14 protein-coding genes are annotated in these 17,020 nt (G+C 43.9%); 7 read left to right on the top strand and 7 right to left on the bottom strand.

Translation table 11 applies throughout. The features are described 5' to 3' along the window. Nucleotides 1–16: 16 nt before the first annotated feature. The 3 genes from aceE (at nt 17) to lpdA (ending at nt 6,271) form a co-directional block, all read left to right on the top strand. Nucleotides 17–2,680 carry a pyruvate dehydrogenase (acetyl-transferring), homodimeric type gene (gene aceE, locus L4D20_RS08600; protein WP_428801166.1) on the top strand — a complete coding sequence of 888 codons (2,664 nt, stop codon included), beginning with the start codon at nt 17–19 and terminating at the stop codon, nt 2,678–2,680. Between the two features lie 26 nt (nt 2,681–2,706). After that, on the top strand, nt 2,707–4,602 hold the full coding sequence (aceF, locus tag L4D20_RS08595; RefSeq protein ID WP_428801165.1) for a pyruvate dehydrogenase complex dihydrolipoyllysine-residue acetyltransferase: 1,896 nt from the start codon (nt 2,707–2,709) through the stop codon (nt 4,600–4,602). A 238-nt stretch (nt 4,603–4,840) separates the two neighbouring features. Next, nucleotides 4,841–6,271, top strand: a complete 1,431-nt coding sequence (lpdA, locus tag L4D20_RS08590) for a dihydrolipoyl dehydrogenase (protein ID WP_428801164.1) — start codon at nt 4,841–4,843, stop codon at nt 6,269–6,271. An 89-nt stretch (nt 6,272–6,360) separates the two neighbouring features. On the opposite strand, the gene L4D20_RS08585 is transcribed toward lpdA, so the two are convergent. Continuing rightward, the gene (locus tag L4D20_RS08585; protein WP_428801163.1) at nt 6,361–6,972 is read right to left on the bottom strand and encodes a LuxR/HapR/OpaR family quorum-sensing transcriptional regulator; all 612 of its coding nucleotides are present in this window, start codon (nt 6,970–6,972) and stop codon (nt 6,361–6,363) included. A 283-nt stretch (nt 6,973–7,255) separates the two neighbouring features. On the opposite strand from L4D20_RS08585, the gene hpt reads away from it, so the two are divergent. After that, complete coding sequence (hpt, locus tag L4D20_RS08580) at nt 7,256–7,837, top strand: hypoxanthine phosphoribosyltransferase (RefSeq protein WP_428801283.1); 582 nt, start codon at nt 7,256–7,258, stop codon at nt 7,835–7,837. 86 nt (nt 7,838–7,923) lie between these two features. On the opposite strand, the gene can is transcribed toward hpt, so the two are convergent. Beyond that, nucleotides 7,924–8,589 carry a carbonate dehydratase gene (can, locus tag L4D20_RS08575; RefSeq protein WP_428801162.1) on the bottom strand — a complete coding sequence of 222 codons (666 nt, stop codon included), beginning with the start codon at nt 8,587–8,589 and terminating at the stop codon, nt 7,924–7,926. Nucleotides 8,590–8,816: 227 nt separating this feature from the next. Between can and L4D20_RS08570 the strand changes: the two genes are divergently transcribed. The 3 genes from L4D20_RS08570 to L4D20_RS08560 all read left to right on the top strand — a co-directional run bounded on the left by L4D20_RS08570 (nt 8,817) and on the right by L4D20_RS08560 (nt 12,394). Further along, nucleotides 8,817–10,487 (top strand): SulP family inorganic anion transporter, encoded by a 1,671-nt coding sequence (locus tag L4D20_RS08570; protein ID WP_428801161.1) that lies wholly within the window; start codon nt 8,817–8,819, stop codon nt 10,485–10,487. Between the two features lie 210 nt (nt 10,488–10,697). Then, a complete protein-coding gene (locus L4D20_RS08565) occupies nt 10,698–11,621 on the top strand; it encodes an ABC transporter ATP-binding protein (RefSeq protein WP_428801160.1) in 924 nt (307 codons plus the stop codon). A gap of 2 nt (nt 11,622–11,623) precedes the next feature. Next, a complete protein-coding gene (locus tag L4D20_RS08560) occupies nt 11,624–12,394 on the top strand; it encodes an ABC transporter permease (protein WP_428801159.1) in 771 nt (256 codons plus the stop codon). 81 nt (nt 12,395–12,475) lie between these two features. Here the strand turns inward: L4D20_RS08560 and panC are convergent, their stop codons facing one another. The 5 genes from panC to gluQRS form a co-directional block, all read right to left on the bottom strand. Continuing rightward, nucleotides 12,476–13,378: a pantoate--beta-alanine ligase gene (panC, locus tag L4D20_RS08555; RefSeq protein ID WP_428801158.1), complete on the bottom strand. Its 903-nt coding sequence runs from the start codon at nt 13,376–13,378 to the stop codon at nt 12,476–12,478. A gap of 11 nt (nt 13,379–13,389) precedes the next feature. Beyond that, nucleotides 13,390–14,184: a 3-methyl-2-oxobutanoate hydroxymethyltransferase gene (gene panB / locus L4D20_RS08550; RefSeq protein ID WP_428801157.1), complete on the bottom strand. Its 795-nt coding sequence runs from the start codon at nt 14,182–14,184 to the stop codon at nt 13,390–13,392. Nucleotides 14,185–14,207: 23 nt separating this feature from the next. Continuing rightward, the gene (gene folK / locus L4D20_RS08545) at nt 14,208–14,693 is read right to left on the bottom strand and encodes a 2-amino-4-hydroxy-6-hydroxymethyldihydropteridine diphosphokinase (protein ID WP_428801156.1); all 486 of its coding nucleotides are present in this window, start codon (nt 14,691–14,693) and stop codon (nt 14,208–14,210) included. Beyond that, the gene (gene pcnB / locus L4D20_RS08540; RefSeq protein ID WP_428801155.1) at nt 14,693–16,039 is read right to left on the bottom strand and encodes a polynucleotide adenylyltransferase PcnB; all 1,347 of its coding nucleotides are present in this window, start codon (nt 16,037–16,039) and stop codon (nt 14,693–14,695) included. Before pcnB ends, folK begins: the two co-directional genes overlap by 1 nt. An 87-nt stretch (nt 16,040–16,126) precedes the next feature. Beyond that, nucleotides 16,127–17,017 (bottom strand): tRNA glutamyl-Q(34) synthetase GluQRS, encoded by an 891-nt coding sequence (gluQRS, locus tag L4D20_RS08535; RefSeq protein ID WP_428801154.1) that lies wholly within the window; start codon nt 17,015–17,017, stop codon nt 16,127–16,129. Nucleotides 17,018–17,020: the final 3 nt, after the last annotated feature.

The following is a 17,020-nucleotide window of genomic DNA, read 5'->3' as shown; positions in this document are numbered from 1 at the left end:
AGAAGGATAGATCGCCATGTCTGACATGAAGCATGACGTAGACGCAGTAGAAACTCAAGATTGGCTAAAAGCCCTTGAATCAGTTGTTCGTGAAGAAGGTGTAGAACGTGCTCAGTTTTTACTAGAGCAAGTTTTAGATAAAGCACGTTTAGACGGTGTAGATATGCCAACCGGCGTTAATACAAACTACATCAACACTATTCCTGCAGCGCAAGAGCCAGCTTACCCAGGTGATGTGACTCTTGAACGTCGTATTCGTTCGATTATTCGCTGGAACTCAATCATGATTGTGTTGCGCGCTTCTAAGAAAGACCTAGACCTTGGTGGTCACATGGCTTCTTACCAGTCTGCAGCTGCATTTTACGAAGTATGTTTCAACCACTTCTTCCGTGCTCCAAATGAGACGGACGGTGGCGATTTGGTGTATTACCAAGGTCATATCTCTCCAGGTATCTACTCTCGTGCGTTCGTTGAAGGCCGCTTAACTGAAGAGCAGCTAGATAACTTCCGTCAAGAAGTTGATGGTAAAGGTATTCCTTCTTACCCTCACCCTAAACTGATGCCTGAATTCTGGCAGTTCCCTACAGTATCTATGGGTCTTGGTCCGATCTCTGCTATCTACCAAGCGCGCTTCCTTAAGTACCTTGACGGCCGTGGTCTGAAAGAAACTTCAGCGCAACGCGTATACGCGTTCCTAGGTGACGGTGAGATGGATGAGCCTGAATCACGTGGTGCTATCTCTTTCGCTGCGCGTGAGAAGCTAGACAATCTATGTTTCCTAATCAACTGTAACCTACAGCGTCTAGATGGCCCTGTAATGGGTAACGGCAGCATCATCCAAGAACTAGAAGGTCTATTTAAAGGCGCTGGTTGGAATGTTGTTAAAGTTATCTGGGGTAGCAACTGGGATTCACTACTGGCTAAAGACACGACTGGTAAGCTTCTTCAGCTAATGAACGAAACTATCGATGGTGATTACCAAACATTCAAATCTAAAGATGGTGCATACGTTCGTGAGCACTTCTTTGGCAAATACCCTGAAACTGCAGCACTAGTTGCAGATATGACTGATGACGAAATCTTCGCTCTTAAGCGTGGTGGTCATGACTCATCTAAACTTTTCGCAGCATTCAATAATGCGAAAGAGACAGGCGGTAAGCCAACAGTAATCCTTGCTAAGACTGTTAAAGGTTACGGCATGGGTGACGCTGCTGAAGGCAAGAATATTGCACACGGTGTTAAGAAAATGGATATGACGCATATCCAACATCTACGTGATCGCTTAGGCCTAGAAGACCTTCTTTCAGATGAGAAGCTATCAGATCTTCCTTACCTGAAACTAGAAGAAGGTACGGCTGAATATGAATACATGCATGCTCGTCGTAAGGCACTTCACGGTTATACACCTGCTCGTCTGCCTAAGTTTACTCAAGAATTTAAAGTTCCTGAGCTAGATGCATTTGCTCCTCTACTTGGTGCTCAAAAGCGTGAAATCTCTACGACGATGGCTTACGTACGTGTACTAAACATCCTTCTTAAAGATAAAGGCATCGGTAAAAATATCGTTCCTATTATCTGTGATGAAGCACGTACATTCGGTATGGAAGGTCTATTCCGTCAGGTTGGTATCTACAACCCACACGGTCAAGAGTACACACCAGAAGATAAAGGCATTGTTTCTTACTACAAAGAAGCGACATCTGGTCAGGTTCTTCAAGAAGGTATCAATGAGCTAGGCTCAATGGCTTCTTGGGTTGCTGCTGCAACGTCATACAGCACCAACGATCTACCAATGATCCCATTCTACATCTACTACTCAATGTTCGGTTTCCAACGTATTGGTGACATGGCATGGCTAGCAGGTGACCAACAAGCTCGTGGCTTCCTACTGGGTGCTACTGCCGGTCGTACTACATTGAATGGTGAAGGTCTACAGCACGAAGATGGTCACTCGCACATTCAAGCGAACACGATCCCTAACTGTATCTCTTACGACCCAACGTTCGCTTACGAGCTAGCGGTTATCATGCAAGACGGTATTCGTCGCATGTACGGTGAGAACCAAGAGAACGTTTACTACTACCTAACAGTAATGAACGAGAACTACGCAATGCCAGCAATGCCTGAAGGCGCTGAAGAAGGCATTCGTAAGGGTATCTACAAGCTTGAATCTCATGCTGGTACTAAGGGCAAAGTTCAGTTAATGAGTTCTGGTACTATCATGAATGAAGCACGTAAAGCGGCTCAGATCCTTAGCGAAGACTACGGTGTTGCGTCTGACGTATTCTCTGTAACATCATTCAACGAGCTAACTCGTGATGGCCAAGCGGTAGAGCGTGACAACATGCTTCACCCAGAGGCAGAAGCAAAAGTACCGTACATCACAACAGTTCTTGGTAACGAACCTGCTATCGCAGTGACGGATTACATGAAGAACTATGCTGAGCAAGTACGTGCATTCGTTCCTGCTGAGTCATACAAAGTACTTGGTACTGATGGTTTCGGTCGTTCTGACAGCCGTGAAAACCTACGTCGTCACTTCGAAGTGAACGCTGGCTACGTTGTTGTTGCTGCGCTAACTGAACTGGCTAAACGTGGTGATATTGAAAAATCAGTTGTTACAGAAGCAATTGCTAAGTTCAATATCGACACTGAAAAAACTAACCCGCAATACGCATAAGACTTGCATTAAGGTAGGAAAACACAATGACAATCGAAATTAATGTTCCTGACATTGGTGCTGATGAAGTTGAAGTCACTGAAATTCTGGTAAACGTTGGCGACAAGGTTGAAGAAGAGCAGTCACTGATCACTGTTGAAGGCGACAAAGCTTCAATGGAAGTACCTGCGTCTCAAGCGGGTATCGTTAAAGAAATCAAGATCTCTGAAGGCGATTCAGTGACGACTGGTTCTTTAATCATGATCTTCGAAGCGGAGGGTGCAGCAGCTGCACCAGCTCCTGCAGTTGAAGCGGCTCCAGTAGCTGCTCCTGCGGCAGCTTCAGTTGCTGAACTTAAAGAAGTTCATGTTCCTGACATTGGCGGTGACGAAGTAGAAGTTACTGAAATCATGGTTGCAGTTGGCGACGCAATTGAAGAAGAGCAATCTCTTCTGACAGTTGAAGGCGACAAAGCTTCTATGGAAGTTCCTGCACCATTCGCGGGTACTCTTAAAGAGATCAAAATTGCAGCGGGCGATACGGTAACAACTGGCTCTCTAGTGATGATCTTTGAAGTTGCAGGCTCTGGTGCTTCAGTAGCACCTGTTGCGGCTCAAGCGGCAGCACCTGTTGCAGCGGCTCCAGCAGTATCTGCTGAGAAAGAAGTGAACGTTCCTGATATCGGTGGTGACGAAGTAGAAGTTACTGAAATCATGGTAGCGGTTGGCGATACAGTAGAAGAAGAGCAATCTCTAATTACTGTTGAAGGCGACAAAGCGTCAATGGAAGTACCGGCTCCTTTCTCTGGTACGGTTAAAGCAATCAAGATTGCAGCTGGCGATAAAGTGTCAACTGGCTCACTAATCATGGTGTTCTCTACAACAGAGGGCGTTGTTGAAGGCGCAGCACCAGTAGCTGCTCCAGTTGCACAAGCAGCACCTGCGGCGGCTCCGGCAGCTCCAGCGGCTAAAGCTGAGGCTCCTGCAGCGAACGACTTCCAAGAGAACGGTGACTACGCACACGCATCTCCGGTAGTTCGTCGTCTTGCTCGCGAATTTGGCGTTAACCTTTCTAAGGTTAAAGGTACTGGCCGTAAGAGCCGCATCCTAAAAGAAGACGTACAGTCTTACGTTAAAGATGCGCTTAAACGTCTTGAGTCTGGTGCTGCTGCATCAGGTAAAGGCGGCGACGGTTCAGCTCTTGGTCTTCTTCCTTGGCCGAAAATTGATTTCAGCAAGTTTGGTGAAACTGAAGTTCAAAAACTGTCTCGCATCAAGAAAATCTCTGGTGCAAACCTACACCGTAACTGGGTAATGATCCCTCATGTTACTCAGTGGGATAACGCAGACATCACTGAGCTTGAAGCATTCCGTAAAGCACAGAACGCAATCGAAGCTAAGAAAGACACTGGCATGAAGATCACACCACTTGTGTTCATCATGAAAGCAGTAGCAAAAGCATTAGAAGCATTCCCTTCGTTCAACTCTTCACTGTCAGATGACGGCGAAAGCGTAATTCTTAAGAAATACGTAAACGTTGGCATTGCTGTTGATACTCCAAACGGCCTAGTTGTTCCTGTATTTAAAGACGTGAACAAGAAAGGTATCTACGAGCTTTCTGAAGAGCTAATGGCTGTTTCTAAGAAAGCACGTTCTGGTAAACTAACCGCTGCAGACATGCAAGGCGGCTGTTTCACTATCTCTAGCCTTGGTGGCATTGGTGGTACTGCATTTACACCTATCGTAAATGCACCAGAAGTTGGTATCCTAGGTGTATCTAAGTCTGAAATGAAGCCGGTATGGAATGGTAAAGAATTCCAACCACGCTTACAGCTTCCACTTTCTCTTTCATACGATCACCGTGTGATTGATGGAGCTGAAGGTGCGCGCTTTATTACATTCTTAAATAGCGCGCTATCAGATATCCGCCGTTTGGTTCTGTAAAGTTTGCAAATCTAAGGTGACTTTCGGGTCACCTTAATTGTTTTATGTAACGCATATTATTAGATAACAATTTCATTCAATTCTAAGAAACTGATGGTGAATTGTTGTCTAGCTCACAGGCTAACTGAATGCTTCTTTCACACTGTTAACATCTCTGTAAAATGTTTCACGTTTGAAAGTCCATATATTTAGGAATACCTACTTAGCCTGTTAGGGATAATGACTACAAGAGGTCACAATGAGCAAAGAAATCAAAGCCCAAGTTGTTGTACTTGGTTCAGGTCCTGCTGGTTACTCAGCTGCATTCCGCTGTGCAGACTTAGGTCTAGAGACAGTTTTAGTTGAACGTTACAGCACTCTTGGTGGTGTATGTTTGAACGTTGGTTGTATCCCATCAAAAGCTCTTCTTCACGTTTCAAAAGTTATTGAAGAAGCAAAAGCGATGGCTGAGCACGGCGTTGTTTTCGGCGAACCACAGACTGACATCAGCAAGATCCGTATCTGGAAAGAGAAAGTTGTCGATCAACTAACTGGCGGTCTTGGCGGAATGGCTAAGATGCGTAACGTTACAGTTGTTAACGGTTTTGGTAAGTTCACAGGTCCTAACAGCATTCTTGTTGAAGGCGAAGGCGAAGCAACAACAGTTAACTTCGACAACGCGATCATTGCAGCGGGTTCTCGTCCAATTAAACTTCCATTTATTCCGCATGAAGATCCTCGTATTTGGGATTCTACGGATGCTCTAGAGCTGAACGAAGTACCAGAGAAACTGCTTATCATGGGTGGTGGTATCATCGGTCTTGAGATGGGTACGGTTTACCACTCTCTAGGTTCTAAAGTTGAAGTTGTTGAGATGTTCGATCAAGTTATCCCTGCTGCGGATAAAGACATCGTTAAAGTCTTCACTAAACGCATTAAGAATAAGTTCAAGCTAATGCTTGAAACGAAAGTAACGGCAGTTGAAGCGAAAGAAGATGGTATCTACGTTTCAATGGAAGGTAAAAAAGCACCAGCAGAAGCTGAGCGCTACGATGCTGTTCTTGTTGCTATCGGTCGTGTTCCAAACGGCGCATTAATCGACGCTGAAAAAGCGGGTATTGAAGTTGATGAGCGTGGCTTCATTAACGTTGATAAGCAGTTGCGTACGAACGTTTCTCACATTCACGCTATCGGCGATGTTGTTGGTCAGCCAATGCTTGCTCACAAAGGTGTGCATGAAGGCCACGTTGCGGCTGAAGTTATTTCAGGTAAGAAGCACTACTTCGACCCTAAAGTAATTCCATCAATCGCGTACACTGAGCCAGAAGTCGCGTGGGTAGGCAAGACTGAGAAAGAAGCTAAGGCTGAAGGTCTGAACTACGAAGTTTCAACATTCCCTTGGGCTGCTTCAGGTCGTGCAATCGCATCTGACTGTGCTGACGGTATGACTAAGATGATCTTCGATAAAGATACTCATCGTGTCATCGGTGGTGCTGTTGTTGGTACTAACGGTGGTGAGCTACTAGGTGAAATCGGCCTTGCAATTGAAATGGGTTGTGATGCAGAAGATATCGCTCTGACTATCCACGCTCACCCAACTCTACATGAGTCTGTTGGTCTAGCTGCGGAAGTATTCGAAGGTTCAATTACTGACCTTCCAAACAAGAAAGCAGTGAAAAAGAAGAAGTAATTCTTCTCTTAAATGCTTTTTTGAATTAATAAAAAACCGCTGAATTCAGCGGTTTTTTTGTGCAAGAAGCTTAATGTTTATACTTAGTATTATTCGCCTTGGTAAATACACAACATATCAAGGTAGCTATTGGTTAAGCTTTCCATTGCGACTTCATTTTGCAGACGGTTTGATTGAACAAATAGAGAGTAGCAAATACCGTGGAATAGGTTTGTTAAGTGGTCAGGATCATGATCACTGCATACTTCTTCACGGTTAATTGCGTTGATAAACATGTTCTTCACTAACATTTGGTTAGTGCGATTTGAAGAGACAAACAGCGGCCAAACTTCATCGCGAGTTGACGCACTCCACTCAAACCAAACTTTCAACCAATTACAATCTTGAATTACAAGACTGACCATTTCGCTGGTGACGTTTCGTAAGTTTTGTTTTGCGTGTATGTCTAAATCGATGTTGTCAGCTAAAAAGTTTGAAAACTGACGTACTACGTAATTGAGTACATCATCGACGAGATCTTCTCGAGTTGGGAAGTAGTTAAATACTGTTGCAACAGACACTTGGGCAATTTCTGCAATGTCAGCGTGTCCGCCACGTCCTATTCCTCGTTTAGCAAATACTTCTAATGCAATTTCCATTAGTTGCAATTTACGTTTTTGTGGAGATAGGCGCGTACGTGGTCTTTTTGCTATAGAGTCCATATAGAGTTTTCCTTGCCAATTGACGTATTATTTGTGACGTTTAACCTTAGAGTCTTTGCTCTAATGTGTTTTTTGTTATTTGATCTAGCACAATGAGTGTAATGGTGCATATGATTTTGGTCAATGCCTTATGATTATATAATAGTCAATAATGCGAATAGTGTTTAGATTCAATGTGCTTAATTTTATAAAGGCTCTAATAAATGAGAAATAATGACAAAGAGTGAAAAATTTAACTCATGAAGGGAGGAGTGTTACTATAGCCGCAAAATCGAGCAGCGAACTGAGTTCAAAGAACGTCAGAGACTGCAATAACCGCTTAATTGAGAATGGTATGAAACATACGATAGAACCTATGATTTCTGAGCAAGAAGTTCAGAAGCGAGTAAAAGAGCTAGGTGAGCAAATTACACAGCATTACCAAGGTAGTGAAGATTTGGTTATGGTTGGTTTGTTACGCGGTTCATTTGTCTTTATGGCTGATTTAGCGAGAGCGATAGACATTACTCATCAAGTTGATTTTATGACGGCTTCTAGCTACGGCAACACAATGGAAAGTAGTCGTGATGTACGTATTCTTAAAGACTTAGATGATGACATCAAAGGTAAAGATGTACTGTTGGTTGAAGATATTATTGATACTGGCAACACGCTGAGTAAAGTGATTGAAATTCTGACACTGCGCGAGCCTAAGTCGATTCAAGTTTGTACTCTGCTAGACAAACCAGTGAAGCGTGAAATTGAAGTTGATGCTAAATGGATTGGTTTTGCTATCCCTGACGAATTTGTTGTTGGTGTTGGTATTGATTACGCACAAAAATACCGTCACTTACCATATATCGGAAAAGTTGTTCCACAGGAATAATCGCCAGATAGGTCAAAGCTAGAGTAAGTTAGAGACGATAGCTTATAGATTGAAACAAAAACGCTCACTAAATAGTGAGCGTTTTTTTATGAAGTCGTTTTATTCTCGTTACTGAGTATTTTAGCCATTGCCGCTTGGTAAGATACTTCGAGTGTTTCTCTGCTTGAGCACCTTACGCCTAGATCGAGAAGTTTGCCGTCTCCGATACCATAGACGACACCGTGAATTTGAACATCTTGGCCACGTTCCCAAGCGCCTTGCAATACAGTTGAATTACCCAAGTTATACACTTGTTCCGCAACGTTAATTTCGCAAAGCTTATCGCCCCATACTTCGCGTGGCATATCACCAAGCCAGTTACGGTGCTTAAGGTATAAATCACGAATATGCAGTAGCCAGTTATTGATAAGACCAAGTTGGGTATTATCAATTGCTGCATTGACGCCGCCACAACCATAGTGACCACAAACGATGATGTGATTCACTTTCAGTACATCAACGGCGTACTGAACAACTGAAAGACAGTTTAAGTCGGTATGGATAACTTGATTGGCAACATTACGGTGAACAAACAGCTCTCCCGAGTACAATCCTGTTAATCGTTCTGCTGGGACTCGGCTATCTGAACAACCAATCCATAAGAAACCAGGGTTTTGCCCTTCTTCTAATCTAGCGAAATACTCAGGACGATCAGAGGTGATTGAATCAGACCACTTCGAGTTATTTTCAAATAGCTGCTTAATTTCTGGCATCTTACTTCCCTTTTTTAACTCGCCACACTATACACAAAGTAACAAATACGATCTTGTTAAAAATGGAGTGACGACAACTCATCTGACGAGCTGTTGCTCTGCAAATCACACGCTTAAAATACTGCTCTACTATTTGTTAACTAACATTTACCTTAATTAGGGTGAAAAGTGACTGTTACATTTGCTACAGTGATGTGATTTGTTTTTTTATCAGCAGGGAGCTGAGTTTGTTTGGGAATCGTTTTGAAGACGTTCGCTTAAAAGGCGACATATTTGGTGGCGTAACCACGGCCATTATTTCACTACCGCTCGCATTGGCATTTGGTGTTGCTTCAGGAGCAGGGGCAGAAGCTGGATTATGGGGCGCAATATTCGTTGGTTTTTTTGCTGCGCTATTTGGCGGCTCAACCAGCTTAATTTCTGAGCCTACAGGACCGATGACGGTGATCATGACCGCGGTCTTAACCAGTATGATGGCTAAATACCCTGAAACGGGTATGGCGATGACATTTACGGTTGTCATGATGGCTGGGGCATTTCAGATACTACTCGGCACTTTAAAGCTGGGTAAATACATAACTCTAATGCCTTATAGTGTTATTTCTGGTTTTATGTCAGGTATTGGCGTCATATTAATTATCTTGCAGCTATCGCCTTTATTGGGCCACGCAGCGCCTTCTGGTGGCGTTATAGGCACGTTAAACGCACTTCCGGATACGGTTTCTAACCTGAAATTTAGCGAGCTGTTTCTAGGTGCTTCGACTCTTGCAATACTATTTTTCTTTCCTAAAAAGTATCGAAAGTATGTTCCGGCTCAGCTAGTTGCCTTAGTTGCAGTAACCCTTCTTTCCGTTATTTTATTCAACATGGACGACATTCGCCGCATTGGTGTTATTCCTGCAGGGTTACCTACTTTAGTCATTCCGCACATTAACGCTGAGATGTTTGTTGAAATGGTTATTGATGCGCTCGTGCTTGGTACATTAGGTTGCATTGACACCCTATTAACAGCAGTAATCGGTGACTCATTAACACGTAAAGATCATGACTCAGACAAAGAGTTAAGAGGGCAAGGGTTAGCGAACATGATTTCAGGTCTCTTTGGCGCACTGCCAGGGGCTGGTGCGACGATGGGCACGGTGACCAACATTCAAGTTGGCGCAAGATCGCCCGTATCCGGCATGATTCGCGCTTTAGTTTTAATGTTGGTGGTTCTCGTCGCGGGTGGTTTAACCGAGCCTATCCCAATGGCCGTTTTGGCGGGTATTGCAGTGTATGTTGGGTTTAATATCTTAGACTGGAGTTTTATTCAGCGTGCTCACAAGGTGAGTTTTGCTGGCATGAGCATCATGTATGGCGTAATGCTACTAACTGTATTTGTTGATCTGATTGTTGCCGTGGGCTTAGGCGTCTTTATTTCCAACATCATTATCATTGAACGACTGAGCCGTGAACAAGCAAGACAAGTGAAGGCGATCAGTGATGCTGATGAAGATGATGTCCCACTGACAGATAGCGAACGAGGTTTACTTGATCGAGCGAATGGTAAGGTTCTATTTTTTTATCTTTCAGGGCCGATGATCTTTAGTGTCTCTAAAGCGATCTCTCGTCAACATAATAGTATTTCTGATTATGAAGTGATGATATTAGACCTTACTGATGTTCCGATGATTGATGTGACAGTCGGCCTAGCGCTTGAAAACGCAATAAAAGATGCAAAAGATGCCCAATGTGAGGTGTTACTTCTATGCCCTAACGAGCAGACGCGCTCCCAGTTAGAAAAATTTCACGTGTTGGACTTAGTCTCGCAAGGTAATACTTACGCATTTCGTTATGAGGCTCTAAGGGCGGCTCTGAAATATGTCGAGAGCGATGAGCATCAAACCAATACTATTTAGAACTGATTACATTGAGTAATTTATAACGAAGGCGTAGCACTCAATTTGCTGCGCCTTTTTTGTATGTACTCTAGAATGTAACTCTGAACCTCGACATTCCGTATCATGATTTATTCATCCCTATATCAGCTTAATTCAGATGTTGGGTTGAAAAATAGCCTAGCTGACGTCATCTGTTAGCCATAAATAGAAAAAGAGTAATGTCATATTATGTACGCATTAGAAATAGAGCAGCTGCGAAAAACTTATGCCGGTGGCTTTGAAGCCCTAAAAGGCATTAGTTTGAATGTCGAGAAAGGCGATTTTTATGCCTTACTTGGGCCGAATGGCGCAGGGAAGTCGACGACCATCGGTGTGGTTTCATCACTGGTAAATAAAACCTCTGGGAAAGTGAAGGTCTTTGGCTTTGATATCGATAGCGATCTAGAGCTGGCTAAACAAAATCTTGGGTTAGTGCCGCAAGAGTTTAATTTCAATCAATTTGAAACGGTTGAACAAATCGTTCTGCAACAAGCAGGCTACTACGGTGTGTCAAAAACGCTGGCGAAAGAGCGAGCTAAAAAGTATCTCTCTCAGCTCGATTTGTGGGAAAAACGCAGTGAGCGCGCACGAAACCTGTCAGGTGGTATGAAACGCCGCTTGATGATTGCTCGTGCACTTATGCATGAGCCTCAGTTATTGATCTTGGATGAGCCAACGGCCGGTGTCGATATAGAACTAAGACGTTCAATGTGGGACTTTTTAAAACAGATCAACAAAGAGCAGGGCATTACTATTATTTTGACGACTCACTATCTGGAAGAAGCGGAAATGCTATGTCGCAACATTGGCATCATTAACCGTGGTGAGCTTATTGAAAATACCAGTATGAAAGCACTATTGAATCAGCTGCATGTTGAGACCTTTATTCTTGATCTAGAAGGGGTTGAATCTCTTGCTGAACTTGATGGTGTTAACTCTCAGCAACTGATTAATGGCTCGCTAGAGATAGAACTAGAGAAAACTCTAGGGTTAAATCATGTGTTTACTCAATTAACAGAGCAGGGTATTAAAGTGCTTTCGATGCGTAATAAGGCAAACCGTTTAGAAGAACTATTTGTCAGCATCGTAAGAGATCAGGCTGAGGAGCAATAACTATGTATCAAATATATTGGACGGCGTTTTGCAGCTTAGTCACCAAAGAAGTGAACCGTTTCACCCGTATCTGGGTTCAAACCCTGGTCCCACCTGCTATCACCATGACCCTGTATTTCATTATTTTCGGTAACCTTATTGGTGCACGCATTGGTGAAATGAACGGCTTTAGTTACATGGAATATATCGTTCCAGGTCTGATTATGATGTCGGTTATTACTAACTCTTATTCTAATGTGGCTTCGTCATTCTTCAGTGCTAAGTTCCAAAAGAATATTGAGGAACTACTCGTCGCTCCGGTGCCAAACTACGTCATCATTGCCGGATTTGTCATGGGTGGTGTTACGCGTGGCCTGCTTGTCGGTATTATCGTGACGTTTGTTTCACTCTTCTTTGTGGACCTTCAAGTTGAGCACTGGGGTATTATTGCGCTGACCGTCTTCTTAACTTCGGTGGTGTTTTCGTTGGGCGGATTGATCAATGCGGTATTTGCAAAGACGTTTGATGATATCTCGATTATTCCAACGTTTATCTTAACGCCATTGACCTACTTAGGCGGGGTATTTTATTCGATCAGTTTATTGCCTGAATTCTGGCAAACGGTTTCTAAAATAAATCCAATTGTTTATATGGTTAACGCATTTAGATACGGGTTTTTAGGAGTATCCGATGTTGATATCGTGACCTCATTCTCCGTTCTTATTGTGTTTGTTGTAGCACTTTATGCCGTTGCTCATTATTTGGTTACACGAGGCATAGGTCTAAGAAGCTAAGTTTTTTAGCTATTATGAAATGAGAAAAGGTCGACATTGAGTCGACCTTTTTATTGGGTATTTGAAAGTGTTTTAGCGGGGTTATTCCGATTCAGTTGCTTGAACTTCAGCGTTAACTTCTTCTTTAGTCTCAGTTACTAACTCAACCACTTGGTTATCGATCAATCGAGCTTGCCCTAAGAAGGCTGACATTAAGATAACAGCTTGGGTACTCTGATCGGTCACTGCTTGAAGGCTTCGAGCGTCACGGATAAAGATCTCATCAGGCTGTAAACCCGCAGCGCGAAGTTGGTCGCTTGCATCTTCAATTAGGGAGTCGTAGTCACTACGTCCACCTCGAATCGCACTGCTAACCCAACGCATAGTTCGAGCAACAACAGGCGCTCGTTGGCGCTCATCAATGGTCAACAAACCGTTACGAGAACTCATCGCAACACCATCCATTTCACGTACCGTTGGCAGCCCGATGATTTCGATGTCCATCGCAAGATCTGTTGTCATTTGACGAATAACCGCCAGTTGCTGGAAGTCTTTTTCACCAAAGCAGGCAAAGTCAGGCTGAACAATATTAAATAGTTTAGTAACAATCGTTGCGACACCACGGAAGTGACCTGGACGGGAAGCACCTTCTAACATTGTGGAAAGGACTGGCACTTCAACAAAGCTCTGCGTATCTAAACCCTGCGGGTACATCACTTCAGGTGTCGGCGTGAACACTAATTCAACACCTTCTGCCGTCAGTTTAGCTATGTCATCTTCTAGCGTTCTAGGGTAGTTCGTTAAATCGTCGGCACGTTCAAATTGCATAGGATTAACGAAGATACTGACAACAACAATATCGGCATGTTCACGGGCTTTTTTAACTAAAGCGATATGGCCTTCATGTAAGTTACCCATTGTAGGAACAAAGGCAACAGTACGTCCGTCACGCTTGTATTGCTTGATTTGCTCTCGAACTAACGCTATCTCAGCTAAAATATGCATAATCGAACTCCCTAGGCGATGGTATGAGCGTCATCAGGGAAAGCACCGCTTTCCACTTCGCTAATATATTTAGCCACAGCTGAACGCATGTCACCAGTTTCAGCAAGGAAGTTTTTCGAGAACCTCGGCATGTAATTGGCTGAAATACCGAACATGTCGTGCATTACCAGAATTTGACCGTCAGTTACGTTGCCAGCACCAATACCAATTACAGGAACACTGACAACTTCAGTGATGCGCTTAGCAAGTGAGGCAGGAACACATTCAAGCAAGACGATTTGAGCGCCTGCTTCTTGCAATGCAAGTGCATCTTTTACCATACGGTCGGCATTTTCTTGATCGCGACCTTGAACTTTATAACCGCCAAAAATGTTCACTGATTGAGGGGTTAAGCCTAGGTGAGCACAAACAGGGACAGCACGCTCAGTCAACATTTTCACTGTCTCTACTAACCAATCACCGCCTTCAATCTTAACCATGTTAGCGCCGGCTTGCATAAGCTTCGCTGCGCTCTCACAGGCTTGTTCTGGAGTCGCGTAACTCATGAATGGCATATCAGCCATTAGCAGACAGTTAGGGCTACCAGCACGTACACAGCGAGTATGGTAGGCAATATCGTCAACGGTTACTGGAAGCGTATCGTTTTTTCCTTGTAAAACCATACCTAAAGAGTCACCAACTAGCAGTACTGGCATCTCTTGGCTTTCAAAAAGTTGGGCAAAACTCGCATCGTACGCAGTAGATGTCGCGAATTTACGACCTTCTTGTTTGCACTTGATTAGGTCGTTGATTGTAATTTTTTTCATGATTTATCCTTACAAGGCGTTGGCTATGATTGCCAAGTGCTGAGGCCATTTCGATCGACTTTAGAAAGCAGATGTTGCAGCTCAGTCCCATCCGGGAGTGTTAAATTTGGTGCGATTTCAGCAAGCGGGTAGAGTACAAACTCACGCTCTTTCATTCCATAGTGTGGAACAATAAGACGCTCGGAATCGATTACGTCATTGCCGTAAAGAATGATGTCTAAATCTAGGGTTCGTGGACCCCAACGCTCATCTTTACGGACTCGCCCTTGTTCTAACTCGATTGTTTGAGTGCAATCGAGTAACTCAAGTGGCGTTAATTGGGTTTCAATCGCCACCACAGCGTTAATGTAGTCAGGTTGGTCCTGAGGGCCCATTGGGCTACTACTATAAAGCTGTGATGCGCTGAGCAGTGTAGACTTCGGCAAGTGCTTTAATGCTTCAATGGCATCATTTGCTTGTCCGACTGGATCGGCAAGATTACTGCCGATCGCAATATACACAATCGCCATTATTCTGGCTTGCTCTTTTTAGTACGGTTGTTTCTACGGCGACGGAAAGGCTTTTTAGGGCCGCTATCTTCAAGATCTGCTGCCATGGTTTGACGTTGATTACGTCCTGAGTTTTGGAATGTATTCCACCACTCAGCCAGCTTCTTAGTGTCACCGCCTTCAACTTCGCCACGCATCTCAAGGAAGTCATAACCTGCACGGAACTTGTTTAGCTCCATCAATCTAAAGGCACGTTTGCCATTACGGCGTGGTAAACGCAGCTGCAGCTGCCAGATTTCGCGAATGGTTGCGGTGTGACGTCTAGGAATAGCAATGGTTTTCACTTGCTTATCTAAGATGATGTTACTTGCTTCCATGACGGCATCATAATGGCCTAGCTTGCCTTCACTCATCAGTTGGTCTGCAAGCGTGTTTAACGGATACCAAAGCATTGCAGCAAACATGAATGCTGGGTTAATTCGTTTTTCATCTTCAATACGAAGATCTGTTGAATCAAACACAAGATCAAGCATCTGCTCAGTTGGTGATGAGTAGTCTTCAGTAAAGTGTTCGGCAATGGCTGGGAACATCTGCTGGAATAGATTGTATTCACGCATTAGGTGATAGGTTTCTAGCCCATAACCTGATTGCAGCAATTTTAGCGACTCTTCATACAAGCGAGCAGAAGGAATGCCTTGTAGCAGTGGAGCAAGCTCTTCGATTGGCGCAGCCGTGTCTTCTTCGATATCAAAATCGAGCTTTGCAGCGAAACGAATTGCACGCAGCATGCGTACAGGGTCTTCACGGTAGCGAACTTCTGGATCGCCAATCAGTCTGATTAATTTGTCTTCGAGATCTTCTACACCACCGGCATAGTCGTGAATGCTGTAGTCACCAATGCTGTAATACATGGCGTTAATCGAAAAATCACGGCGTTCAGCATCTTCATCAATGCTGCCATAGACGTTATCACGCAGTAGCATGCCTTCATCAGATTGTGCTGATACATTTTTGCTTGGCTCTTGATGGTGACCACGGAAGGTCGCCACTTCGATAATATCTCGACCAAACATAATATGAGCTAAGCGGAAACGGCGGCCGATTAGGCGGCAGTTTCTAAATAAGTGCTTAATTTGCTCGGGTGTCGCGTTGGTTGCGATATCGAAATCTTTTGGTGCAAGATCAAGGAGCAGGTCACGGACGCCACCTCCAACGAGGTAAGCTTCAAAACCAGCGCCATTGAGTCGGTATAGCACCTTTAGAGCATTGTCACTGATCTGCTTGCGTGAAATGTTGTGCTCATCGCGAGCGATAACATTCAATGCAAGTTCTGGAAATTGGCTTGGTGTATATTCGTTATTATTCATGAGCTTCTGGCAATATTGGCTTGAACCAAGGTTGCTTTATTAAGTGATTATTTGCCTAGTAAGGCCTAATTTGGGGCTAATAATAGCCTAAGGAGCGCCATTTGAGAATCTTGCTGTGCTTGCCAACGTATTTGGCAGTTGCTGCAAAGACCAATTTTGGCATCCCCATGTAATGATGTCGTCTAACTTTGCACTGGCAATATGCGTATCAATATCAAAACCGAGAAAGGTCATCGCTGCCAATAAAGTTTCAATAGGCTCTTTATTATTTAGCGCTGGTGCATGGTTTTGTTTTGATAGCTTGTTGCCGTTATGATCAAGAGCTAGTGGCAAGTGAACATAGCTGACCTCAGGTTTCTCCATCGCATGATAGAGGTTAATCTGTCGACCAGTGGGTTCAATTAGATCGGCGCCCCGGACAACTTCTGTTACTTCTTGAGCAATATCATCTAATACTACCGCAAGATTGTACGCGTACAATCCATCACGACGTTTGATAATAAAATCTTCATCTGCCAACGCTTGCGGAATGGCGATACGACCGTGTTTTTGGTCAATGAAGTGATCTATTGCTTGAGGTACTTTAAAGCGTACAGAGCAAGGTTCACTTGACCTTATTATTGCGTCTCGACATGTCCCGAGATAAAAACCACCAGATTGTTTTATCTGTTTGCGTGTGCATTGACAATAATACGCCTCTTTAGAGAGTAACCATTGTTCTATCTGGTCTTGGTATAGTTGATGACGTTGGCTTTGATAGACCACTTCACCATCCCAATGAAGGTGATACGCCTCTAATGTCGCTAAAATCAGATCGGATGCACCGGACATTTCTCTCGGTGGATCGAGGTCTTCTATTCTGACTAACCACTCACCATGCCGAGATTTTGCTTGAAAGTAACTTCCTAGAGCCGCCACCAGAGAGCCAAAGTGTAAAGGGCCTGATGGAGAAGGAGCAAAACGACCAACATAATTCATGAT

This window comes from Vibrio kyushuensis (genome assembly GCF_050337325.1).
In the GTDB taxonomy this organism is placed as follows: Bacteria; Pseudomonadota; Gammaproteobacteria; order Enterobacterales; family Vibrionaceae; genus Vibrio; species Vibrio kyushuensis.
This window is presented reverse-complemented; position numbering and strand designations above follow the sequence as displayed.